This is a genomic window from Streptomyces sp. NPDC102514 (assembly GCF_055584525.1).
This window is the reverse complement of sequence record NZ_JBVJLW010000014.1, coordinates 220679-245071: the sequence shown is the minus strand read 5'-3', so window position 1 is coordinate 245071 and position 24393 is coordinate 220679. Positions and strand designations below refer to the sequence as shown.

The 24393-nt window shown below is 71.1% G+C and carries 18 protein-coding genes and 1 pseudogene; 9 read left to right on the top strand and 10 right to left on the bottom strand.

Annotated elements, in window-relative coordinates:
- Positions 1–176 precede the first annotated feature (176 nt).
- Together ACZ60E_RS31790 and ACZ60E_RS31785 are read left to right on the top strand one after the other, a co-directional pair.
- A complete protein-coding gene (locus ACZ60E_RS31790; RefSeq protein WP_469444893.1) occupies positions 177–1502 on the top strand; it encodes a WxL domain-containing protein in 1326 nt (441 codons plus the stop codon).
- Positions 1503–1599: 97 nt separating this feature from the next.
- Positions 1600–2673 (top strand): annotated as a pseudogene (locus tag ACZ60E_RS31785) (hypothetical protein); the annotation flags it as partial.
- Here ACZ60E_RS31785 and ACZ60E_RS31780 read toward each other — a convergent pair.
- Positions 2570–2908 (bottom strand): P-II family nitrogen regulator, encoded by a 339-nt coding sequence (locus ACZ60E_RS31780; protein ID WP_210882736.1) that lies wholly within the window; start codon positions 2906–2908, stop codon positions 2570–2572. The pseudogene ACZ60E_RS31785 and the gene ACZ60E_RS31780 sit on opposite strands and share 104 nt — an antisense overlap.
- On the bottom strand, positions 2905–4182 hold the full coding sequence (locus ACZ60E_RS31775; protein ID WP_469444983.1) for an ammonium transporter: 1278 nt from the start codon (positions 4180–4182) through the stop codon (positions 2905–2907). Before ACZ60E_RS31775 ends, ACZ60E_RS31780 begins: the two co-directional genes overlap by 4 nt.
- A gap of 286 nt (positions 4183–4468) precedes the next feature.
- On the opposite strand from ACZ60E_RS31775, the gene era reads away from it, so the two are divergent.
- Positions 4469–5428, top strand: coding sequence for a GTPase Era (gene era / locus ACZ60E_RS31770; RefSeq protein ID WP_384814760.1), 960 nt, complete (start codon positions 4469–4471; stop codon positions 5426–5428).
- A 164-nt stretch (positions 5429–5592) separates the two neighbouring features.
- Here era and ACZ60E_RS31765 read toward each other — a convergent pair whose 3' ends face one another.
- The 4 genes from ACZ60E_RS31765 to ACZ60E_RS31750 all read right to left on the bottom strand — a co-directional run bounded on the left by ACZ60E_RS31765 (position 5593) and on the right by ACZ60E_RS31750 (position 9703).
- Entirely contained in the window at positions 5593–6858 is a 1266-nt protein-coding gene (locus ACZ60E_RS31765) for an MFS transporter (RefSeq protein WP_469444890.1), read from the bottom strand.
- On the bottom strand, positions 6855–8222 hold the full coding sequence (locus ACZ60E_RS31760) for a GH1 family beta-glucosidase (RefSeq protein WP_469444889.1): 1368 nt from the start codon (positions 8220–8222) through the stop codon (positions 6855–6857). The genes ACZ60E_RS31765 and ACZ60E_RS31760 overlap by 4 nt, the downstream gene beginning before the upstream one ends.
- A gap of 99 nt (positions 8223–8321) precedes the next feature.
- On the bottom strand, positions 8322–8588 hold the full coding sequence (locus ACZ60E_RS31755; RefSeq protein ID WP_384814750.1) for a protealysin inhibitor emfourin: 267 nt from the start codon (positions 8586–8588) through the stop codon (positions 8322–8324).
- A gap of 44 nt (positions 8589–8632) precedes the next feature.
- Positions 8633–9703: a M4 family metallopeptidase gene (locus ACZ60E_RS31750; protein ID WP_384814747.1), complete on the bottom strand. Its 1071-nt coding sequence runs from the start codon at positions 9701–9703 to the stop codon at positions 8633–8635.
- 703 nt (positions 9704–10406) lie between these two features.
- Between ACZ60E_RS31750 and leuA the strand changes: the two genes are divergently transcribed.
- From leuA to ACZ60E_RS31720, 6 genes are all read left to right on the top strand, one after another.
- Positions 10407–12128, top strand: coding sequence for a 2-isopropylmalate synthase (gene leuA / locus ACZ60E_RS31745; RefSeq protein ID WP_384814745.1), 1722 nt, complete (start codon positions 10407–10409; stop codon positions 12126–12128).
- A gap of 173 nt (positions 12129–12301) precedes the next feature.
- Complete coding sequence (locus ACZ60E_RS31740) at positions 12302–13012, top strand: tellurite resistance TerB family protein (RefSeq protein WP_469444885.1); 711 nt, start codon at positions 12302–12304, stop codon at positions 13010–13012.
- Between the two features lie 551 nt (positions 13013–13563).
- A complete protein-coding gene (locus tag ACZ60E_RS31735) occupies positions 13564–15696 on the top strand; it encodes an MMPL family transporter (protein WP_469444883.1) in 2133 nt (710 codons plus the stop codon).
- Between the two features lie 74 nt (positions 15697–15770).
- A complete protein-coding gene (locus tag ACZ60E_RS31730; protein WP_469444881.1) occupies positions 15771–17087 on the top strand; it encodes a sensor histidine kinase in 1317 nt (438 codons plus the stop codon).
- Positions 17084–17752, top strand: coding sequence for a response regulator (locus ACZ60E_RS31725; RefSeq protein WP_384816479.1), 669 nt, complete (start codon positions 17084–17086; stop codon positions 17750–17752). The genes ACZ60E_RS31730 and ACZ60E_RS31725 overlap by 4 nt, the downstream gene beginning before the upstream one ends.
- A 154-nt stretch (positions 17753–17906) precedes the next feature.
- On the top strand, positions 17907–19130 hold the full coding sequence (locus tag ACZ60E_RS31720) for a sialidase family protein (protein WP_469444981.1): 1224 nt from the start codon (positions 17907–17909) through the stop codon (positions 19128–19130).
- A 235-nt stretch (positions 19131–19365) separates the two neighbouring features.
- On the opposite strand, the gene ACZ60E_RS31715 is transcribed toward ACZ60E_RS31720, so the two are convergent.
- Genes ACZ60E_RS31715 through ACZ60E_RS31700 form a run of 4 tightly spaced genes read right to left on the bottom strand, consistent with a single transcriptional unit; the run spans position 19366 to position 24341 of the window.
- Complete coding sequence (locus ACZ60E_RS31715; protein WP_469444879.1) at positions 19366–20301, bottom strand: dihydrodipicolinate synthase family protein; 936 nt, start codon at positions 20299–20301, stop codon at positions 19366–19368.
- The gene (locus ACZ60E_RS31710; protein WP_469444877.1) at positions 20298–21356 is read right to left on the bottom strand and encodes an oligopeptide/dipeptide ABC transporter ATP-binding protein; all 1059 of its coding nucleotides are present in this window, start codon (positions 21354–21356) and stop codon (positions 20298–20300) included. Before ACZ60E_RS31710 ends, ACZ60E_RS31715 begins: the two co-directional genes overlap by 4 nt.
- A gap of 1 nt (position 21357) precedes the next feature.
- The gene (locus ACZ60E_RS31705; RefSeq protein ID WP_469444980.1) at positions 21358–23379 is read right to left on the bottom strand and encodes a dipeptide/oligopeptide/nickel ABC transporter permease/ATP-binding protein; all 2022 of its coding nucleotides are present in this window, start codon (positions 23377–23379) and stop codon (positions 21358–21360) included.
- Entirely contained in the window at positions 23379–24341 is a 963-nt protein-coding gene (locus ACZ60E_RS31700) for an ABC transporter permease (protein ID WP_469444876.1), read from the bottom strand. The genes ACZ60E_RS31705 and ACZ60E_RS31700 overlap by 1 nt, the downstream gene beginning before the upstream one ends.
- Positions 24342–24393: the final 52 nt, after the last annotated feature.

Genomic DNA, 24393 nt, shown 5'->3' with positions numbered 1-24393 from the left:
ACCGGTCCGTCCGCCGATCCGACGTTTCGACGTCAACTCGCGGACGCACGAGGCAAGTTGACAGAAGCTGATGGCCCATCAGTTGATGCTTCAGGGTTCCATTGACTTCTCACACAACCCGCACATCAATGACCTCCTGTCGGCGCACAGCGCCCACATCCACAGGAGGGGCACCCATGGGTTCAGGAACCCGAAGACGCCGCCGCTGGGCGGCACTTCTCGGAACGGCCGCACTCGCGGTCACCGCGGGAGGCGCGTTCGCCTGCCCCGCGAACGCGGATCCGCAGCAGGTCGACTTCGCCACGCACTGCGTCCCACCGCCCATCGCGGGCATCCCGCCGATCGACGGCACCACCAGCGCCAAGATCACCGTCGACAACGCGGCGCCCAAGGTGGGTGACACGGTCACCGTCACGTACACGGTGGTCAAGCCCGCCGCGAGCAACCCCGTCGACATCGCGCTGCCCGCCGACATCATGACGCCCACCGGCAAGGTGACCCTGGGCGGCGCACAGAGCGGTGACCTCACGGTCGCGGGCCCGAAGAAGAACGACCCCGTCCCGGGCAAGGGCGCCTTCCCGTCGTTCTCGATGACCGGCACCTTCACGGTCACCGCGCCCGGCTCGATCACCCTGTCGCCCGGCGACTACAACATCCACACCAGCTATCTCCTGGAGCTGGACACCCCGTGCACGGTCATCACCCCGCCCGCCCCCGTCTCCGAGACGATCACCGCGACCGGTGGCGGCCAGACCAACAACCGTGCCATCAGCCTCGGTACGGCCTCCGGGAATCCCGGTGACAGCGTGACCGTCACGGGGTCGAACTTCGCCCCGGGCGCGGCCGTCACCCTCGCCGGACGGGCCGGCGCCGCCGAGACGGCCGACAAGGCGACCGTCACCGCGAACGCCCAGGGCTCCTTCAGCGGCAGCCTGGCCGTCAGCGACAAGGCGACCACCGGTGTGGTGGCGTACGAGGGAAGTGCCTGGAGCGACGACAAGGGCGCGGGTCCCGCCGCCTACGTCGTCATCGACGACACGCCTCTGCCCGCCGACAGCCAGAAGGTCAACTCCTCGGTCAAGGCGGGGACGTTGTCCATGACCCAGGCCGGCGACACCGTCGAACTCGCGGCGGTCGACTACGGCAAGGGCGGCTTCTCCCGCGGCTCCCTGCAGACGGTGACCGTCAAGGACTTCCGCGGCGGACCCGCGGGCTGGTCCCTGACCGGCAAGGTCACCGACTTCACCGGCCCCGCGGGCGCGAAGATCGACGCCGCCAAGCTGGGCTGGACCCCGGTCTGCCTCACCAAGACCGGCAGCCCCAGCACCTGCCAGGCCGGTTCGCCCGGTGCGGTCGGCAGTGCGGGAGCGACGCTCGCGTCCACCCCCAACGGCACGCTCACCGGTGGTGAGTTCACCGTCGACGCCCGGCTCTCGCTGAACGTTCCGGCGTTCGCCCCGCCCGGCGCGTACTCCGGCGTGCTGACGCTCACGCTCACCTAGAGCCGGCGGTACGCCGGAAGCCGACCGATCGACGGAGGTTGGGCGCGCACCCGCCCGGCCTCCTCCTCCGTCCCACCCGCCCCGGGGGTCCGCACCCATGCGCAAGTCGTTCTGCTCCATCCTCCTGCTGCTTCTGGCCGTGGCGGTGACCGGCGGGACACCCGCGCGCGCCGCCGACAACGGCAGCTGGTCCGTCTTCCCCGTCGCGTCGGAACTCGCCTCGCGGCCGTACTTCCTTCTCTCCGCCGACCCCGGCACGACCATCGAGGACGAGGTCGCCGTCACCAACAGGACCGGGGGCCCGCTGACGTTCCGGCTCTACGCGGCCGACGCGTACAACACCGCGCGGGACGGCGGATTCGCCGTGCGGACCGTCAAGGAGAGACAGCGGGGCGTCGGCGCCTGGGCGAAGCCCGCCAAGGACCGGGTGACCGTTCCCGCGCACGGCAAGGTCACCGTGCCGTTCACGCTGAAGGTGCCCGAGTCGGCCGAACCCGGCGATCACCCGGGTGCCCTGGTCGCCCTGGACGAGCGGATCGACGCGGGGGAGGGCGCGGTCGAGGTCGGGGTCCAGCGGGCCGTCGGCGCCCGGATCTATCTGCGGGTGGGCGGGCCGACCGTTGCCGCCGTCGCCGTGGAGAAGGTCCGCATCAGCCACCACCAGCCCCTGTTCCCCGGCGCGGGCGACAGCACGGCCACCGTCTCGTACACCCTCCACAACACCGGCAACGTCACCCTGGACCCCAAGGTGCGGCTGACGGCGGAAGGGCTCTTCGGCCGGACGCTGCTCTCCCGCGACCTGGCCGGGATCCCCTCCGAGCTGCTGCCCGGCCAGCGGGTGCGGCTCAGCGCGAAGTGGCGCGGCGCGCCCCAGTTCGACTGGGGTGATGTGACGTTGACGGCCAGCGCGCGTGACACCCGCGAGTCGGCGAGCACGTCGTTCTTCGCCCTGCCGTGGCTGCTCGCGGTGGTGCTGGGAGCGGGCATCGCGGCAGCCGTGGTGGTGATCAGGGTCAGGGGGAGGGGCAGGAACGGGCGGAGGGGCGAGAAGGGGAGCGAGGGCGGGATCAGAGAGCGTCCGGGCCGCGCTCGCCCGTCCGTACCCGGACCACCGTCTCCACCGGAACCGCCCACACCTTTCCGTCGCCGATCTTCCCCGTCTGCGCGGCCTTCACGATCGCCTCGATGACGGGCTCCGCGTCCGCGTCCCCGACGACGACCTCGATACGGACCTTCGGTACGAGGTCGACGCGGTACTCGGCGCCGCGGTACACCTCGGTGTGGCCGCGCTGACGCCCGTACCCGCTGGCCTCCGTGACGGTCAGCCCGTGCACGCCGATCTCCTGCAGAGCGGTCTTCACCTCGTCGAGGCGGTGCGGCTTGATGATCGCGGTGATGAGCTTCATGCCTGGGGCCCGGCCTTCTGCGCGGTGGAGGAAACGGAGGAGGAGACCGGGGCGCCATGGCCCAGGACTCCGTGATCGTAAGCGGTCTCGGCGTGCACCGTAAGGTCCAGACCGGTCTGCTCGTGCTCCTCGTCGGCCCGCAGTCCGACGATCCGGTCGATCAGTTTGGCGATGCCGTACGTGACGGCGAAGGCGTACGCGCCGACGGCCAGGATCGCCACCAGCTGCCGGCCGAGCTGCCCGAACCCGCCGCCGTACAGCAGACCCTCGGCCCCGCCGGTCATGGTCTCCGTGGCGAAGACCCCGATGAGCAGGGTGCCGATGACACCGCCGACCAGGTGCACGCCGACGACGTCCAGCGAGTCGTCGTAGTCGAACCTGAACTTCCAGGCCACGGCGTACGAGCAGACGACACCGGCGGCCAGGCCGATGACCAGCGCGCCGAGCAGCGAGACCGAACCGCAGGACGGGGTGATGGCGACCAGACCCGCGACCGCGCCGGACGCCGAGCCCAGGGTGGTGGGGTGGCCGTCGCGCCGCTGCTCCACGAAGAGCCAGCCGAGCAGCCCGGTGCATCCCGCGGCCAGGGTGTTGAGGAAGGCGGCGGCCGCGAGACCGTTCGCGCCGAGCGCCGAACCCGCGTTGAAGCCGAACCAGCCGAACCACAGCAGACCCGCGCCGAGCATCACCATCGGCAGGTTGTGCGGGCGCATCGCGTCCTTCTTGAAACCGAGCCGCGGGCCCAGGACCAGGCACAACGCCAGTCCGGACGCCCCCGACGTGATCTCGACGGGCAGTCCGCCCGCGAAGTCCAGGGCGCCCAGGTCCGTCAGGATCCAGCCGCCGGGACCCCACACCCAGTGGGCGACCGGAACGTATACGAGCAGTGCCCACAGCGGGACGAACACCAGCCACGCCCCGAACTTCGCGCGGTCCGCGACCGCGCCGCTGACCAGCGCGGCCGTGATGATCGCGAAGGTCAGCTGGAAGGTGGCGAAGAGGAGGGTCGGGACCGTGCCCTGCACGCTGTCCGGGCCGAGGCCCGCCATGCCCGCGTGCTCCAGGCCGCCGATGAGCGCGCCGATCCCGGAGCCGGCGTGGTCGTCGCCGAACACGAGCGAGTAGCCGACGGCCAGCCACACGACCGTGACCAGCGCGATCGACACGAAGCTCATCATCAGCATGTTCAGGACGCTCTTCGTCCGGACCATGCCGCCGTAGAACAGGGCCAGGCCCGGGGTCATGAGCAGGACGAGCGCGGTGGCGGCGAGCAGTCAGGCGGTGTCACCGGTGTCCAGGGACGCGGCGACGGTCGTGGCGGGTCCGGCGGCCAGGGTCACGGGGTCTCCAACAGGTGGGGGCTGGTGGGGGCTGGCTGGTGGGGGCTCGTCAGAGGGTCACGGTTCCGCGTTTCCGGTCGCGTACAGGTGTGTTTCCGTCACGTTTCGTGTTGCGTGGGGGTTTCCGGAAGCTCACGGCGGGCCCGGCCGGCCGTCGATCCGCGGTGGGGGCCGGAATCCTGGTACGGCGGGGCCCCGACGATCAGGGACAATGGGCGCCATGAGCGTTCGTACCCAGTCATCCGAGCCGCCGGAATCTTCGGGGGCACCCCACCGCGCCGGCTTCGCCTGCTTCGTGGGCCGCCCCAACGCGGGCAAGTCCACCCTCACGAATGCTCTGGTCGGCCAGAAGGTGGCGATCACCGCGAACCAGCCGCAGACCACGCGGCACACGGTACGCGGCATCGTGCACCGGGCCGACGCCCAGTTGATCCTGGTGGACACCCCCGGGCTGCACAAACCGCGCACGCTCCTCGGCGAGCGGCTCAACGACGTCGTCCGCACGACGTGGGCCGAGGTCGACGTGATCGGGTTCTGCCTGCCCGCGAACGAGAAGCTCGGTCCCGGCGACCGCTTCATCGCGAAGGAACTGGCGTCCATCAAGAAGACGCCGAAGATCGCGATCGTCACGAAGACCGACCTCGTCGACAGCAAGACCCTCGCCGAGCAGCTCATCGCCATCGACCAGCTCGGCAAGGAGCTCGGTTTCGAGTGGGCCGAGATCGTGCCGGTGTCGGCGGTCGCCGACCAGCAGGTCGGCCTGCTCGCCGACCTGCTCGTGCCGCTGCTGCCGGAGGGCCCCGCCCTCTACCCCGAGGGCGACCTCACCGACGAGCCCGAGCAGGTCATGGTCGCCGAGCTGATCCGCGAGGCCGCGCTGGAGGGCGTGCGGGACGAGCTGCCGCACTCCATCGCCGTCGTCGTCGAGGAGATGCTGCCGCGGGAGGACCGGCCGGCCGACAAGCCGTTGCTCGACATCCACGCGTTCGTCTACATCGAGCGGCCCAGCCAGAAGGGGATCATCATCGGTCCCAAGGGGAAGCGGCTGAAGGAAGTGGGGATCAAGTCGCGCAAGCAGATTGAGGCGTTGTTGGGTACGCCCGTCTTCCTCGACCTGCATGTGAAGGTCGCGAAGGACTGGCAACGGGACCCTCGCCAGCTCCGCAAACTTGGCTTCTGATCCTGTCCCTGGGGGCTGCGCCCCCAGACCCCCCTGTCGCGCTTGCGCGCTCGTCCTCAAACGCCGGACGGGCTGGAGAGTCGCGGACGGTCCGCGAATTCTTCAGCCCGTCCGGCGTCTGAGGACCGGGGGTTCGGGGGCGGAGCCCCTGAGTGGGTCACCCCTCAGTCCACGCCCCTGATCCGGTTCACCAGGACCGCCCCCGCCAACCCCACCACCGCCGCCACGGCGTACAGCACCCGGTATCCCCCCAGATACGTCACGATCGGCGCGGCCAGCACCGGCGCAGCGACCTGCGGAACGGCATTCGCCGCGTTGATCACGCCGAGATCCTTCCCGCGGTCCCGCGCCTTCGGCAGTACGTCCGTCATCAGCGCGAAGTCCACCGACGCGAATACGCCGAAGCCGAGGCCCAGGAGTGCCGAGGCGACCACCGTGCCGGTCCACGTCGGCCAGGCCGCGATCACGCCGGCCGCGATCGCCATGACGACGCCCGAGCAGGTCACGAACGGTTTGCGGCGGCCCACGCGGTCCGACCACATGCCCGCGACGACGACCGTGGCGAGCAGCATCGTCGCGTTCAACGAGGTCAGGATCAGGACGCCCTGTTCGGGATCGGAGTGGTGCAGGCGGTCCCGCAGGAAGTACAGGAGATACATGACTCCCAGGCTGTTGCTCAGGTTGACCAGGAACCGTGTCAGCCAGGCCCAGCCGAAGTCCGGGTAGCGGCGCGGGCTCAGCCAGAAGGAGCCCAGGAAGCGGCGCCAGGACCAGGGCGGCCGGGCCGCGCGGGGCAGCCGGATGTCCCGGTGGCGCAGCACGTACGGCAGGACGCCCAGCACGGTGAAGGCCGCACAGGCCGCGTAGCCCGCCGTGACGCCCCCGGCCAGCGTCGCGAGGCCCGTGCCGCCGACCACGCCCAGGATCTGTGCCGCGCCCAGCCAGCCGCCCACCGCGCCCCGCTGCCGCCGCGGCACCCGGTCCGGTACGGCGGCCGTCACGGCGGCCCAGGCCGCGTTCAGGGTGAGCTGCGCCAGGCACCAGCCGAGCGCCATGGTCCACGGGCCGCCCGCGGCCCCGAGGAGCAGCAGCGACAGCGCGCCGCCCGCCGTACCCGCCACGATCCACGGGGTGCGGCGGCCCCAGGGGGACGTCGTACGGTCGGACAGGGCGCCGAACACCGGGTTCGCGAGCAGTGACACCAGCGCGCCCGCGCCCGTCACCCAGGCCAGGACCGCCTCCTTCGACAGGCCCGTACCGGGTGCGAAGTCCTCCGCCTGGGAGGCGAGGAGGATCTGCAGGGGGCCGAACCAGCCCACCCAGATCGCCCCGTTGGCGAGCGAGAGGGTCGCCGTCCAGCCCCGGCCCACCCGCTCGACGGGCTCGGAGAGCGCCAATTCGGGTGCGGGGCCGTGCGTGGGCCCCGTCACCCCTGGGCCCGTGGAGCGGTCCGTTGTGTCCGCAGTACGTCCCGCAGCCAGTGGTACGACGCCTTCGGGGTCCGTTCCAGCGTCTCGAAGTCGACGTGCACCAGGCCGAAGCGGCGCGCGTACCCCTCGGCCCACTCGAAGTTGTCGAGGAGGGACCACACGAAGTATCCGCGGACGTCCACACCCTGCTCGTACGCCCGGTGCAGGGCCCGCAGATGACCGTCCAGGTAGCTGATCCGCTGCTGGTCGTCGAGACCCTCGTACGAGCAGCCGTTCTCCGTGATGACGACGGGCGGGAGCCGGTCGCCGTACCGCTCGCGGAAGTCCACCAGCAGTTCGGTGAGTGCTTCCGGGACCACCGGCCAGCCGAAGTCCGTGACCGGGTGGCCCTCGATCTCCCTTACGGAGAAGGGGAGTTCGGCGGGCATGGTCAGTCCGCCGAACTCGATCTCGGAGCCCTGCGGCGCGCCCACCCTGGTCGGCGCGTAGTAGTTGATGCCGTACCAGTCGACCGGCTGTCCGATGATCTTCAGGTCCGCCGCGAGGTCCTCGGCGTCGCCGGGCATCAGTTCGCCGATGCCGTCCGGGTACTGCCCGAGGAGCACCGGGTCGGAGAACAGCCGGTTGAGGAGCAGGTCGTAGAAGCCGGCCGCCTCCAGGTCGGCGGGTTCCTGCGAGGCGGGCCAGGTCGGGCCGTGCGAGTTGGCGATCCCGATGTCCGTGGCCCCGGCCGCCCGCAGGGCCTGTACGGCGAGACCGTGGGCCAGCAACTGGTGGTGGGCGGCGGGCAGCGCGTCGAAGAGGAGCTGCTTGCCGGGCGCGTGCGCACCCAGGGCGTGGCCCAGCAGGGTGTGTTCGGCGGGCTCGTTGAGAGTGATCCACTTGCTGACCCGGTCGCCGAGGCGGGCGGCGACCAGCGCGGCGTACTCGGCGAACCGTCCGGCCGTGTCCCGCTCAAGCCAGCCGCCCGCCTCCGCCTCCGACACCGGCAGATCCCAGTGGAAGAGGGTCGGGACGGGGCGTACGCCCGCCGCGCACAGTTCGTCGGCCAGCCGGTCGTAGAAGTCCAGGCCGCCGGGGGAGTTCACCCGCGGCCAGGAGACGGAGAAGCGGTACGCGTCCACCCCGAGGCCGTGCAGGAGCGCCACGTCCTCGGGGTAGCGGTGGTAGTGGTCGCAGGCCACCGCGGCCGTCGAACCGTCCTTCACACGGCCCGGTTCGGCCGTGAAGGCGTCCCACACGGAAGGGGTGCGCAGGTCCGCCGCGCCCTCGATCTGATGGGCCGAGGTGGAGACCCCCCAGAGGAAGCCGGCCGGGAACGGGGGTATCGGGTTCGTCGCCGCGTCAGTCATGCGCGCGATCATCGGTACCGGCGGTGAGCGAAGTCAACGGCGTTGCGTGAACTGGCCGTTACTGGTCCCGTACTGGCCTCGTACCGGCTCCGTCCTGGCCTCGCCGGAGGCCTACGCGCCCTCCTTCAGGACCCTTGAGATCAGTTTCCGCTGCTCGTCCGTCAGCCGCGGGTCCGCGCAGTAGACCGTCTTCCCGTCCACCGTGATCTGGTAGCTGAAGCCGTCCGGAACGCCTATGGGGGGCGTGCCCCGGCCGGCGGCGACCGCCTGCTCGGCCAGGGCGTGCCAGTCCTGGGCGTCGGCGCGGCCCGAGGTGTTCACCTCGGCGTGCCGCTCGATGCCCGCGAATCCGCCGGTGCGTCGTACCTGAATACGCATGGGTCCCTGTCTAGTACGAATCGCGGGCCCGAGCGACGGTCCGTTCAGCCGGTCGGTACCCCGACCTGCTCCCAGGCCTTGGTGACGGCCTGCAGTTCCTCGCCCTCGCCGAACAGCGTGCGGGCCTGGGTCAGGGTGAGGGCCGCGAAGTCCGCGAAGCTCGCCTGCGACCCCAGCTCGCCGCCGGTCAGCACGCTGTACCAGACCTTTCCGGCCTTCTCCCAGGCGTTGCCGCCCAGCGCGGTCGCGGCCAGGTAGAAGGCGTGGTTGGGGATGCCGGAGTTGATGTGCACCCCGCCGTTGTCGCGGCCCGTGCGGACGTAGTCGTCCATCGTGGCGGGCTGCGGGTCCTTGCCGAGCACGTCGTCGTCGTACGCCGTGCCCGGGGCCTTCATCGACCGCAGGGCCGTGCCCGTGACGCGCGGGGCGAGCAGGCCCGCGCCGATCAGCCAGTCGGCCTCGGCGGCGCTCTGGCCGAGCGTGTACTGCTTGATGAGCGAGCCGAAGACGTCGGACATCGACTCGTTGAGCGCGCCCGGCTGGCCGAAGTACGTGAGGTTCGCGGTGTACTGCGTGACGCCGTGCGTGAGCTCGTGGCCGATGACGTCGACGGGGATGGTGAAGTCGAGGAAGATCTCGCCGTCGCCGTCGCCGAACACCATCTGCTCGCCGTTCCAGAAGGCGTTGTTGTACTCCTCGTCGAAGTGCACGGTCGCGTTCAGCGGCAGCCCCTCACCGTTGATCGAGTTGCGCTCGTACGCCTTCAGGAACAGGTCGAAGGTCGCGCCGAGGCCGGCGTAGGCGCGATTGACCGTGGAGTCCTTGCCGGGCTTGTCGCCCTCGCCGCGCACCTTCTTGCCGGGCAGGTCCTGCTTGTGCCTCGCGTCGTAGATGGTGCGGCTCGGCTTGTCCGCGGCGGCGCCGCTCGGCGGGGCGAGGGCGGGTGCGCCGAGGACTGTCGTCAGCCGGCGGTGGGTGCGCTCGAAGGCGTCCCGCTCCAGGGTGCGGCGGGCCTTGCCGGCGAGCGCCCGGTCCTCTGCCTTTGACAGGGTGTCGAGGACGTGGGGCGGAATGATGGTGCAGAAGACGGGCTCGAAGCCCCCGTATGTCGTCATGACCGGCACCATTGCACTGTGTGACGTGACTGTCACTAGGGGCAACCATGATTGGTGAAATGGGGGCATAAGGGGGGCGTCGTAGTCCGGTTTCGTGTACGGGTGCGGCTCCGGCGGGGGCTGGCCGCGCAGTTCCCCGCGCCCCTAGGGGGATGGGGGTGACCGTGCGCTGTCGGCTGCGGCCCCCCGGTCACCCCCCCCAGGGGCGCGGGGAACGGCGCAATTCCTGACGCGCGCGTGCGACGGTGGCTGCGGGGGCGTTTTCAGGGGCGCGGGGAACTGCGCGATCTTTGACGCGCGCGTGCGACGGTGGCTGCGGGGGCGTTTTCAGGGGCGCGGGGAACTGCGCGATCTTTGACGCGCGCGCGACGGTGGCTGCGGGGGCGTTCTTGGGGGCGCGGGGAACGGCGCGATCTTTGGCGGGCGAGGGGGGCGTTTTTAGGGGCGCGGGGAACTGCGCAGTCTTTTTGAGGGGGATGCCTCGTCCCGCATAGTGATACGGGGGATCGGGCGCCGCGCCACTCCGATAACATGCGGAGCATCATGCGTTTCGGGCTGCTTCTCCTTAGCTGCCGCGGCGAGGGCCTGTAGTCGAGGCCGACCCCCTCCCCGCGGAGTTTTGGCGTTGCGCCGTCGGCCGTCCCTCGGATTCGAGAACCCACCGGTTCCGAGGATCAAGCGGACCAAGAGGAGCCCTCGCATCATGGCGAACCGCCAGCAGCCCACTTCCATGCCGATCCACAAGTACCGCCCGTACGACCAGGTCGACATCCCCGACCGTACGTGGCCGGACAACCGGATCACCTCCGCTCCCCGCTGGCTCTCCACCGACCTGCGTGACGGCAACCAGGCTCTGATCGACCCCATGTCGCCCGCGCGCAAACGCGAGATGTTCGACCTGCTGGTGTCGATGGGCTACAAGGAGATCGAGGTCGGCTTCCCGGCCTCGGGGCAGACCGACTTCGACTTCGTGCGCTCGATCATCGAGGAAGAGGGCGCGATCCCCGACGACGTCACGATCTCCGTACTGACCCAGGCCCGCGAGGACCTGATCGAGCGGACCGTCGAGTCGCTGAAGGGCGCCAGGCGCGCGAACGTCCACCTGTACAACGCCACCGCCCCCGTCTTCCGCCGCGTGGTCTTCCGCGGCTCCAAGGACGACATCAAGCAGATCGCCGTCGACGGCACCCGCCTGGTCGTCGAGTACGCGGAGAAACTGCTGGGCCCCGAGACGACCTTCGGGTACCAGTACAGCCCCGAGATCTTCACCGACACCGAGCTGGACTTCGCCCTGGAGGTCTGCGAGGCCGTCATGGACGTCTGGCAGCCGGGCCCGGACCGCGAGATCATCCTGAACCTGCCCGCCACCGTGGAGCGCTCGACCCCCTCCACGCACGCGGACCGCTTCGAGTGGATGTCGCGCAACCTGTCCCGCCGCGAGTACGTCTGCCTGTCGGTCCACCCGCACAACGACCGCGGTACGGCGGTGGCCGCCGCCGAGCTGGCGCTGATGGCCGGCGCCGACCGTATCGAGGGCTGCCTGTTCGGGCAGGGCGAGCGCACCGGCAACGTCGACCTGGTCACCCTGGGCATGAACCTGTTCGGGCAGGGCGTCGACCCGCAGATCGACTTCTCGAACATCGACGAGGTCCGGCGCACCGCCGAGTACTGCAACCAGATGGAGGTCCACGCCCGCCACCCGTACGTCGGCGACCTCGTCTACACCTCCTTCTCCGGCTCCCACCAGGACGCCATCAAGAAGGGCTTCGACGCGATGGAGGCCGACGCCGCCGCCAAGGGCGTCACGGTCGACGACATCGAGTGGGCCGTCCCGTACCTGCCGATCGACCCGAAGGACGTCGGCCGTTCGTACGAGGCCGTCATCCGGGTCAACTCGCAGTCCGGCAAGGGCGGTATCGCGTACGTCCTGAAGAACGACCACAAGCTGGACCTGCCGCGCCGGATGCAGATCGAGTTCTCGCGGATCATCCAGGCGAAGACGGATGCCGAGGGCGGCGAGGTCACCCCGAAGGACATCTGGGCGACCTTCCGGGACGAGTACCTGCCGAACCCCGACAACCCCTGGGGCCGCGTCCAGGTCCGCAACGGCCAGTCCACGACGGACAAGGACGGTGTGGACACGCTCACCGTCGAGGCCGAGGTGGACGGCGCCGAGACCACCCTGGTCGGTACCGGCAACGGCCCGATCTCCGCGTTCTTCCACGCACTGCAGGGCATCGGGGTCGACGCCCGGCTGCTGGACTACCAGGAGCACACGATGAGCGAGGGCGCCTCCGCGGTGGCCGCCTCGTACATCGAGGTCGCGATCGGCGACAAGGTTCTGTGGGGAATCGGCATCGACGCGAATACGACACGCGCGTCACTGAAGGCTGTCGTCTCCGCGGTCAACCGCGCCACCCGATAAGGCCGTTCACCTGCGTTTCTGTGGTCCCGTCCGCCTCACAGGCGGGCGGGACCGCTGCGTTTATCCAGCCATGTCGACAGGTGGCCTCTCCCGGGGTACTGACTCCGCATCAACAATGTGGCTAACATCACGCCAACGCGGCGATGTTGCCGTGGGGTTACGGAGGTGCGAACGTGCTGCCAGGATGGGGTCGAAACGGCCGGTTTGTCCGCGCCGACACCATGGGCGTTTCGCGCATCCTCGGAACCAGGACGGCGTGGACCACCGTCGGCGACGGCGAGTTCTTCTGCCCGGGGTGCGGTGGTGACCGCAACTACCAGCGGCTCACCGGACGTCGCCGTTTCACCTGCCTCGGCGTGCCGGTCATGCCGCGCGGGGAGACCGGGCCCGTCGTCGAGTGCGCGGCCTGTGGCCACCACTACAGCGCGGACGTCCTCGACCATCCGACGACGACGCGCTTCTCGGCGATGCTGCGGGACGCCGTGCACACGGTCGCTCTCGCCGTGCTCGCGGCGGGGGGTACGTGCGCCCGTACGTCGCTGGAGACGGCCGCGGGGGCGGTTCGCTCCGCCGGGTTCGACGACTGTACGGAGGAGCAGCTGGCCGCGCTCGTGGAGGCGCTCGCGGCGGACACCGGGCGGATCTTCGGGGAGCCGTGCGGGCCGGGGCTGTCCATAGAGCTGCACGAGGCGCTGGATCCGCTGGCTCCGCACCTCGCGCCTGCCGGGCGGGAGGCGATCCTGCTCCAGGGGGCGCGGATCGCTCTCGCGGACGGGCCGTACACGCCGGCTGAGCGGGAGGTTCTGACGACGGTGGGGGCGGCGCTCACGATCTGCACGGACGACGTGATCCGCCTCCTCACGGCGGCCCGCACCCCATCATGAACCTGTGCCCCGACGGGGGCGGGCCGCGCCCCTGAGGGGCAAAAGCCCCCGCTGACCGAGCGCTTGAACCTGCGGCCCCGGTGGGGGCTGGCCGCGCAGTTCCCCGCGCCCCTTAAAGGCAAAGGCCCTGCTGGTCGAGCGTTTGAGCCTGCGGGCCCGGTGGGGGTTGGCCGCGCAGTTCCCCGCGCCCCTTAAGGGCAAAGGCCCTGCTGGTCGAGCGTTTGAGCCTGCGGGCCCGGTGGGGGTTGGCCGCGCAGTTCCCCGCGCCCCTTAAGGGGCAAAAGCTGGGGCGCAGCCCCGTTTTTGAGGGGCGCGGGGAACTGCGCGAACGGCCCCCACCGGGCCCGCAGGTGTGGACGCGCGAGTGCGAGGGCCCCCACCGGGCCGCACCCGGATGCGCGCCACTACTCCCGTGGGAGTAATCCCCGGCCCCCGCCACCCCCGGCAGTACCCGCCCGCTCAGACTCACGTCCGACGCATGTCGCCGCCCGCACCGAAAGGCTGAAGGGGCAACGGAAGCGGAAGCGGAAGCGTCGAGAGGGAGATCGTCCATGGGGGCTGGGAAAGCAACAAGAACGGGCAAGCGGCGCAGGCGAGCCGTCCCCTGGGCGGTGCTGGGGCTGTGGATCGCCCTGTTCGCCCTGGCCGGCCCGTTCGCGGCGAAGCTCGCCGACGTGCAGCACGACCGGGTCACCGACTACCTGCCGGCGAAAGCCGACTCGACCCAGGTGGCGAAGGTCCAGGAACGGCTCCCCGGAGGCGAGAGCACCGAGCTGGTGATCGTGTACCACCGGGAGGGCGGACTGAGCGCCGCCGACCGGGACACCGCGGCCGGGCAGGTCGGGGAGATCGCCGGGAAGCATGAGCTGGTCGGCCGGACCGACGTACCGGAGGGGGTTCCGTCCAAGGACGGGACGACCCTGATGTACCCGCTCGTCAGCAACGAACCCGGCACCGACGAGAAACTGCGCGACGCATTCGTCGAGGACGTCCGGGGCATCGCCCACGGCCAGGACGCCCGGGACGGGCTGAGCGTCGAGGTCGGCGGCACCGGCGCCCTCGCCACCGACGCCGGCAAGGTCTACGACTCGCTCGGCGGGCCCCTGCTCTACACCACCGTCGCCGTCGTGGCCCTCCTGCTCGTCCTCATCTACCGCAGCCCCGTCCTGTGGCTCGTCCCGCTCGCCGTCGCCGGGATCGCCGACTATCTGTCGATGAGTGTCGCCTACGGGCTCAACCAGGCCTTCGGGACCACCGTCTCGGGCCAGAGCGCGGGCGTCATGACGATCCTCGTGTTCGGCGCGGGCACCGACTACGCCCTGCTGCTCGTCTCCCGCTACCGCGAGGAACTGCGGCGCATCGAGCGCCCGTACGACGCCATGGTCGCCGCCCTGCGCGGCTGCGGCCCCGCCGTGCTCGCCTCCTCCGGCACCGTCGCCGTGGGCCTGCTGTGCCTGCTCGCCGCCGACCTCAACAGCAGCCGGGGCATGGGCCCCCTCGGTACGGTCGGGGTGCTCTGCGCGCTCATCGCGATGCTGACCCTGCTCCCCGCGATCCTCGTCCTGCTGGGCCGGCGTGTGTTCTGGCCGCTCGTGCCCGCCTTCGGCAGTGGGCCCGAGCAGCGCCGCCGGAGCCTGTTCGCCGCGATGGGCAGTTCCGCCGGACGCAGGCCGCTGACGGTGCTCGCCACCGGAGCCGTCCTGCTCGGCGCACTCGCCCTCGGCACGCTCAACCTTCCCGGGCCGGTCAAGCAGGAGGACTCCTTCGTCGACAAGCCGGAGGCCGTCACCGCCATGCAGACCCTCGCCAGGGCCTACCCGCAGCACGGCACCCAGCCCATCGACGTGATCGCCCCCGAGGAGCGCGCGGACCGGGCCCTCGCGGCGATCCGGGACACGCGGGGCGTCGAGAGCGCCGAGAAGGGCCGTTCGGGGGACGGCTGGACGGAGATCTCTGTCATCGCCCGGGACGCGCCCCAGTCGGCGGGGGAGACCGCCACCATCAAGGCCCTGCGCGGTGAGTTGAAGGGTTCGTACGTGGGCGGAGACAGCGCCCAGCAGATCGATCTGGAGGACACCAACAGCCGGGACACGAAGGTCGTCGTACCGCTCGTTCTCGTCTCCGTGCTGCTCATCCTGATCGGACTGCTGCGCAGCCTCGTCGCGCCGCTCCTCCTGGTGGCCGCCGTGGTCGCCGTGTGGGGCGCGGCCCTCGGCATCGGCGGCCTGGTCTTCGGGCCGGTCCTCGGCTTCGAGGGAACCGACCCGGGGCTCGGGCTGCTGTCCTTCGTGTTCCTCGTCGCCCTCGGCGTCGACTACGGCATCTTCCTCATGCACCGGATGCGGGAGGAGTCCCTCGCCGGGGCCGAACCGGCCGCCGCCGCGCTCACCGCCCTGCGCACCACCGGCGGAGTCATCGCCTCGGCCGGTCTGGTCCTCGCCGCGACCTTCGCCGTGCTGACGAACATGGGGCTCGTGCAACTCGTCGAACTCGGCTTCGTGATCGCCGTCGGCGTGCTCCTCGACACCTTCCTCGTACGGACGTACCTGGTGACCAGTGCCAGCGTCGCCCTGCGGCGGAAGGTGTGGTGGCCGGGCGCGCTCTCCCGCGAACCCGGAGAGCGAGGTGGGCCCGGTGAACAGGCCGAGCCGCCCCGGCAGCCGGAACGGGTCGGCGCGCCCTGATCACACGTACCGTCCGACCGGGCGCCTCTCCCGCTTCCTGCCGGAGGGGCGCCCCCGTCCCGGAAGATGGAGCCGTGCAGGAACGGGGAGCGACCACAGCCGTACCGGGTGAACCCGTACGCGGTGACGCCGTACGCAAAGACGCCGTACGCGGTGACGTGCGGCCTCGCCGTGTCGAGCGGGTCATGGCGGTCATCAACCGTGATCCGCTCACCGCGCCCCACCGCACCCGCAACGACGCGTTCCTCGCCGTCGGCGTCGCGGGCGTCGCCGTCGTCCTCGCGCTGTTCGTCGTCGACGGACGCCCGCTCGACCCGCTCGGCTGGGCCCTGCTGGCCGGCGCCCATGTGCCGCTCGTGTGGCGGCGCAGCCGTCCGCTGCTCGTGCTGCTCGCGGTGGCGGCCTGCGCGAGCCCGTACCACGCCCTCGACTACAACCACGCCGTGCCGATCCCCGCGACCCTCCTGGCGCTCTACACGGTCGCGGCGACCGGCACGATACGCCGTACGCTGCTCACCGCCGTCGCCGTCCTCGGCCCGACGCTGGTCATCAACGGCTTCATCAACCCGGACGGGGCCCTGGAGTTCCTGCGGACCTCCGGCTGGATCATCGCCGTCCTGTTCTTCGGCGTCGACGCCCGCTTCTACCGCCAGTACGTGGCCTCCATCGTCGAGCGGGCCGAACGCGCCGAACGGACCCGCGAGGAGGAGGCCCGGCGCCGCGTCGCCGAGGAACGGCTGCGGATCGCCCGTGACCTGCACGACCTGCTCGCGCACAGCATCACCCTGATCGGCGTGCAGACGTCGGTGGCGGCCCACGTCCTCACCGTCGATCCCGAACGGCTCGACCGCAGAGCCGTCGCCCAGGCACTCGACGGCATCGCGGAGACCTGCCGGACGGCCAGGGGAGAGCTGCGTACGACACTGGAGGTGCTGCGGGCGAACGAGTTGAGCGTGAGCGGTTCCTCGGACGGGCGGGGGCCGCTGCCGGGCCTCGACGGGCTGGGCGCGCTCGCGGAGGCGGCCAGGACGGCCGGGGCCGACGTCGAACTGGACGTCGACGCGGACGGCGTACCGCCCTCCGTGGGCGCCGCCGCCTACCGGATCGTGCAGGAGGCCCTCACCAACGCCGTACGCCACGGCGGCCGGGACGACCTCACCGTCCGGGTGGGGCTGCGGACCGCGGAGGGCGCCCTGCGGGTGCGCGTCACGGACAACGGGGCGGGCTGCCGCGCGCCGGGGGCGGCCGGCGGCACGCCGGGGTTCGGACTCGTGGGGATGCGCGAGCGAGCCCGTAGCGTGGGCGGCACGCTGGACGCCGGACCGGGCCCCGGGACGGGCTTCGAGGTGACCGCCGTGCTGCCGCTGCCCAGGGAGGACGAGACCCGATGACGATCCGCGTACTGCTCGCCGACGACCAGAGGCTCGTACGGGCCTCGTTCGCGATGCTCGTCGCGTCGGCGGGGGACATGGAGGTCGTCGCCGAGGCGGGCACCGGACGGGAGGCGGTGGAACTGGCCCGTTCCGCGCGGGCCGACCTCGTCGTGATGGACCTCCGCATGCCCGACCTGGACGGTATCGAGGCGACCCGGCTCATCGCCGCCGACGAGGATCTCGCGGGGGTGAAGGTGCTGGTCCTGACGACGTACGACACCGACGAGCACATCGTGGACGCGCTGCGGGCCGGGGCGTCCGGCTTCCTGGTGAAGGACATCCGGCCGGCCGAACTCCTCGACGCCATCCGGACCGTGGCCGCGGGGGAGTCCCTGCTCTCGCCGGGCCCGACCGCGCGGCTCATCGCCCGTTTCCTGCGCGCGCCCGACACGGTGACGTCCGCGGTGGGCGGCCCCGACGGGCTGTCCGAACGGGAACGGCAGGTGCTGGCCCTGGTCGCGCGCGGGCTCAACAACACCGAGATCGCGGAGGCGCTGGGGCTCAGCCCGCTGACCGCGAAGACCCATGTCAGCCGGATCATGGGCAAGTTGGGGGCGCGCGACCGTGCGCAGCTGGTGATCGTGGCGTACGAGTCGGGGCTCGTGATACCCGGGGCGGCCTGAGCGGTCCGAGCGGTCTGAGTGATACGGGGGTGCGGGGGGCATTGCCCTGTCCCTCGGACCGCACTAGTTTCACCGCCGACATCCCACGTCCTATCTCCTGTCTCGTATGTCCCATGTCCTATGTCCTATGTCCGGGTAAGGGTGAGCCGTGTTCTTGAAGAGCTGTCCGCGTTCCAGTGCCCTCGCCGCCGTAGTCACCGGGCTCGCCGCCGCGCTCGCGTCCCCCGGGACCGCGCACGCGGCGAGCGCCACGGAACGGCCGGTCAGGGGATGCGTCTCCTCCGTCCCCTTCGCGGCCGGGGAGAACGGCTACGACACGTACCGCATCCCCGCCACCGTCAGGACCAGGGCCGGCACGGTGCTCGCCTTCGCCGAGGGCAGACACAACGGCGCCGGGGACACCGGCAACATCGACGTCGTCCTCAGACGGTCCGACGACGGCGGCTGTACGTGGGGACCGCTGAGCGTCGTCGCCGCCGGTGAGGGCGACACCCGCGGCAACCCCGCGCCCGTGGTCGATCCCCGAACCGGGAAGGTCGTCCTCCTCACGTCCTACAACAGCGGTGCTGTGACCGAGGCGCAGATAATGCGGGGCGAGGTCACGCAGCAGCAGAGCCGGCGGGTCTTCGTGCAGACCAGCCGGGACGGCGGGCGCCGGTTCAGTGAACCCCGGGAGATCACCGCCGCCGTGAAGCTGCCGGGATGGCGGTGGTACGCCACCGGGCCCGGGCACGCGGTGGCGCTGACCCGGGGACCGTACGCCGGGCGGCTCGTCGTGCCCGCCAACCACTCGGCGGCGCCGCCGTCCGGCTCCGCCGACACCGGGCAGGAGGCCAAGTACTACGGGGCGCACGCCCTCTACAGCGACGACGGCGGGCTGTCGTGGCGGATCGGGTTCGTGGACGACTCGTACGACGGGATCGACAACGCGAACGAGAGTGCTGCGGCGCAACTGCCCGACGGGCGGCTGTACTTCAGCTCGCGCGACCAGAACGGGAGCAGTGCGGGGAACCGGCTCGACAGCTACTCCAGTGACGGGGGTGTCACGCTCGACCGGCCCTTCCGGGTGCAGCCGACGCTGTCCGACGTGCCCGTCGTGCAGGGGAGTGTGCTGCAGGTGGCCGGTCCTGCGGGGGCGCCCCTGCTGTTCTCGGGGCCGTCCGTGCCGACGGCTCGTTCGGCGATGGCCGTGTGGAGGAGTGGGGACGGTGGGGAGACCTTCACGAAGGCGCTGACGCTGTCGGGGGAGCGGGCCGCGTATTCGGACCTGGTCCAGTTGGCTGGGGCCGGGGGGAGGGTGGGGGTGCTGTATGAGACGGGCACGACGGGGCCCTACGAACGGATCGCCTTCCGGCGGGTGGGCGCGGATGAGCTGTAAGGCTCTTTCCTCGCCCCCGCCGCCCCTACCCGTTCCCGTCCACGCATGGGGGCTGCGCCCCCTCGCCCCCGTGTCCTCAAACGCCGGACGGGCTGAGAGTTGCGGCTGCACCGACACCTCTACGCCCACCCGCGACATATTCAGCCCGTCCGGCGTTTGAGGACCGGGGGTTCGGGGGCAGCGCCCCCGAGCCGTTGACGGGAACGGGTAGGGGCGGCGGGGGCGAGGAAAAGGGCTACAGCAAACCCGCGCCCGCCAAGAACTTCCCCACCCCTCCGACCTCCTCCGCGGACAGCGGGACCTGCGGCTCCGCGACGGCCGCGCACGCGATGACCCCCCTCAACTGCAGCGCAGCCTTGAACGCCCCGAGCGCAGCCGAAGAACCCCCCATCCGCCCCCCGTCCCCCACCCGCACCATCCCGAACAACGCACACAACCGCTCCTGCTCGTCCCGGGCGAGGGCCCATTCCCCCGCCCGGCAGTGCCGGTAGAGCCGCACGTACCCCGCGGGGTCGACGTTCGCGAGCCCCGGCACCGCCCCGTCCGCCCCCAGGGCGAGCGCGGAGTCGACGACCAGTTCGGACCCGGTCAGCACGCTGAAGCCGGTGATGGCGGAGTCCGCCCGGGCGCCCGTCACGACCGCCCGGAACCCGCCCTCGTCCCCGCTGGAGTCCTTGAGCCCGGCCAGCGTCCCGTCGGCCGCCAGTTCGAGGACGAGTTCGGGGCTCAGCTTGGAGTGGACGGCGACCGGCAGGTCGTACGCGAGGACCGGTACGGGCGAACGCGCGGCGACGAGGCGGTAGTGGCGGGCGATCTCCGCCGGGTGGGTGCGCGTGTAGAAGGGGGCTGTCACGACCACGGCGTCGGCGCCCGCGTCCGTGACGTACCGGACGTGGTCGAGGACGCGCGGGGTCGTCATGTCGATGGCGCCGGCGAGGACGGGCACCCCGCCCGCCACATGCCCGACCACCGTCTCGACGACCAGCCTCCGATGACGATCGGTCAAGTACGCGGCTTCGGAGGACGATCCGAGGACGAACAGGCCGTCCACCCCGCCCTCCAGCAGATGGTCGACCAGTCTGATCAGTGAGGGGACGTCCACCTCGCGGTCCGGTGTCAGGGGCGTGCAGACGGGCGGTACGACACCGGTCAGCGGGGCGGGAAGGGTCATCGAGGCTCCTTCGGGGGATCGGCCGTGGTGACCGCCTGCGCGACCAGGTCCCGGGTCGACAGGCCGTCCTCCACAGGATGGTGGCAGCGGAAGCGGTGCCCCGGCGTCGACGCGGCCGAGAAGTCCGGCATGGACTCGGCGCACACCGCGTCCGCCTTCCAGCAGCGGGTGCGGAAGGGGCAGCCGCTCGGCGGGCGCGTGGCCGACGGGACGGGGCCGACGAGCGGGATCGGGTCGATGGGGTCGAGCAGGCCGGGCGTCGCCGAGAAGAGGGCGCGGGTGTACGGGTGCCGGGACCGGTCGGTCACCTCGTCGGCCGGGGACTCCTCGACGATCCGGCCGAGGTACATCGTGATGACGCGGTCGCTCATCCTGCGTACGGTCTGGATGTCGTGCGAGACGAAGACCAGCGCCAGACCGAGCCGTTCCTTCAGGTCGAGGAGGAGGTTGAGGATCTGGGCGCGGACCGAGACGTCCAGCGCGCTCGTCGGTTCGTCGGCGACCACCAGGTCCGGGTCGAGGGCCAGCGCCCGTGCGATGGCGACCCGTTGGCGCTGGCCGCCGGAGAGCTGGCCGGGCAGGCCGTCCGCCAGCGCCCCGGGGAGTCCGACCAGGGACATCAACTCACGTACGCGGTCCTCGCGTTGTGCGGTCGTGCCGCGCTTGTGCACATCCAGCGGATCGCGCAGGATCTGCCGTACCGTCAGCCGCCGGTTCAGGGCCGTCGACGGGTCCTGGAAGATCATGCCGGTGCCCGCGCCCACCGTCGTCCGGCGCAGTGCCGGGGCCATCGTCCACAGGTCGCCGCCCCGCAGGGACACCGTCCCGGAGGTCGGCCTCTGCACTCCCACCAGGACCTTGGCGAGCGTCGACTTGCCGCAGCCGGACTCGCCGACGACGCCGACCGTCTCGCCGGGCGCGATGGTGAGGCCGGCGCCGGTGAGGGCGTACACGCGGTCGCGGGAGAACAGGCCGCCGGTGCGCGCCTTGTGGACGACGTGCACGTCGTCCAGTTCCACGAGGGGGCCCGTGGCAGAGCTTGCCGGTCCGCTCATGTCACGGCCTCGCTTCCGTCGGCCCGGCCGGTGCCGTAGGCGTGCTGGTGGGCCTGGTCGTCAGAGGGATCGCCGGGTGGTGGCAGGCGACCTCGTGGTGGCCGGGCGGGCCCGCCAGGCGGGGAGCGGTCGTGCGGCAGACGTCCGTCTCCATCGGGCAGCGGTCGGCGAACCGGCAGCCCGCCGGGAAGTCCGCCGGGGACGGCACGACCCCCTTGATCTGCGTCATCCGTTCGGCCGCCGACTCCAGCGACAGGACGCTGCCGAGGAGGCCGCGCGTGTAGTGGTGGGACGGCGACTCCACCAGGTCCGCCGTCACACCCGACTCGACGATCTGGCCGCCGTACATCACGACCACCCGGTCGGTGACGTCCGCGACGAGCGCCAGGTCGTGGGAGACGAGGACGAGCGCGAAGTCCAGCTCGGTCCGCAGCCTCAGCAGCAGCTCTATGATCTGCGCCTGCACGGTGACGTCGAGGGCGGTCGTCGGTTCGTCGGCGACGATCAGTTTGGGGTCGCGGGAGAGGGCCATCGCGATCAGTACGCGCTGGCGCTGGCCGCCGGACAGTTCGTGCGGGTAGCTGCGCAGGGTGCGGTCCGGGTCGAGGCCGACCAGTTCGAGGAGTTCGGTGCCCGTGCGGGTGCCGCCCCTTCGGGTCACCTGTTTGAGCTGGGCGCGGACCGTCATCGCCGGGTTCAGTGACGACAGGGCGTCCTGGTAGATCATCGCCATCTCGTGGCCGAGGAGCTTGCGCCGTACGCTCATCGGCTCGCCCACCAACTGCCGCTGGTTGAACCGCACGTGGCCGCGGACCCGGGCGCCCTTCGGCTCCAGGCCCATCACCGTGAGCGCGGTCAGCGACTTGCCGCAGCCGGACTCGCCGACCAGGCCCAGGACTTCACCGGGCTGTACGTCGAAGCTGATGCCGTCGACGATGTCCACACCGCCGTGGCGGGCATCGAAACCGATGGCCAGGTTCTCGACGCTCAGCACCGGCTGCTGTCCCTGGGGCAGGGGGCGGGCCCGGCCGCGCAGCCGCTGGGCCGCCTCGGTCAGGCCGGGCAGCTCCAGGACCTTCCCGCTGCCGGGTTCGGGGGTCTCCAGGCGGTCCTCCGCCTCCCGGGTGGGCACATCGCGGGCCGCGGGCGCCGCCCACGCGTCCGAGACGCCCTCGGAGAGGATGTTCAGGGAGAGCACGGTGACCAGCATCAGCAGGCCCGGGAAGACGGTCGCCCACCAGCCGCCGGTCAGCACCATGTTCTTGCCGTCCGCGATGACACTGCCCCAGGACGGGTCCGGCGGCCGGACACCGGCTCCGATGAAGGACAGCGACGCCTCGAAGACGATCGCCTCGGCGACCTGCACCGTGCAGAAGACCAGGACCGGGGCTGCGCAGTTGATGGCCACGTGCCGCCACACGATGTGCGGGGTACGCGCTCCGATGACCCGCTCGGCGGTCACGTAGTCCTCGCCGTACTGGGCCATCACGTTGGCCCGTACGACCCGGGCCATCGGGGGCATGTACAGGAACGCGATCGCGCCGATGAGGATCGGGATGCCGCCGCCGAACACCGCGACGAAGACGGCCGCGAGCGCGATGCCCGGGAACGCCATGACGATGTCCAGGCCGCGCATCAGCGTCTCGTCGAGGGCTTTGCGGGAGGTCGCCGCGACCGCCCCGACGACCGCGCCCACGACCAGCGCGAGCGCGGTCGCGCCGAGGCCGATGGCGAGGGACCAGCGGGCCCCGTACATCAGCCGGCTGAGGATGTCCCGGCCCAGGCTGTCCTGCCCCATCCAGTGCTCGCCCGAGGGGGCGCCCTCACCGTGGCCGTCGTCGACGAGCGGGAACTGTTCGAGCGGGTCGTGCGGGGCGATGAGCGGGGCCAGCAGGGCGGTGAGGACGACCACCCCGATGACGACGACGGCGATCCGGGAGATGAGGGGCAGCCGGGTGAACCCCTTGAGGCGGAGGCCGGGCAGGGACAGCGCGTCGGTGAGCCGCTTCCGGTACATCAGCATCATGCCTCGGCACTCCTCAGACGCGGGTTGACCAGCAGGTAGAGGATGTCGATGACGAGGTTCACGACGACGAAGCCGAAGGCGATGGTGAGGACGCCGCCCTGCACGACGGCCGGATCACCGTTCTTCACGGCGTCGATCATGAGCTTTCCCATCCCCGGCAGGTTGAAGATCGTCTCGATGACGACCGCCCCGCCGAGCAGATAGCCGACGCGCAGACCGAGCACGGTCAACGGGTTCATCAGGGCGTTGCGCAGGACGTTCCGGCCGACCACGACCACCGGGGGCAGCCCGCTGCCGATCGCGGTCCGTACGTAGTCCCGGTCCAGCTCCTCCACGACGGCCGTGCGGACGATCCGGGTGAGCTGGGCGGCGACCGGCAACGACAGGGCGAGCGCGGGCAGTGTCATGGTCTTCAGCCAGCCGGTGAACGAGTCGGCCGGATTGATGTATCCGCTGGTCGGGAACCAGCCCGCATCCACGGCGAGGTACTGGATCATCAGCAGCGCCAGCCAGAAGCCGGGCGCCGCGACCCCGGTGAGCGAGACGACCCGGATCAGCTGGTCGGGGAAGCGGTCCCGGTAGATCGCGGCGGTGACCCCGCCGAACAGCGCCAGCACCACCGCGATGCCCAGGCCCAGGAAGGTCAGCTGCATGGTGAGCGGCAGCGCGGTGGTGACCTGGTCGACGACCGGCGCCCTGGTCAGCGCGCTGACGCCCATGTCACCCCGGAGCAGATCCCCGACGAAGTCGAAGTACCGCACGAGGAACGGGTCCAGCAGTCCGTTGCGCTCCCTGAAGTCGTGCAGCTGCTGCTCGGTCGGGTTCGCGCCCTGGAAGTACGCGGACGCCGGATCGCTGTCCGAGAACCGCATCACGACGAACACGAACATGATGATCCCGAGCATCAACGGAACAAGCAGAATGATCCGCCGGATCAAGATTCTGACGACCGCGACCACGGTTACCTGTGTCTCCTCGCTGATACTGGCGATACCGACTCAACTGGCCGAG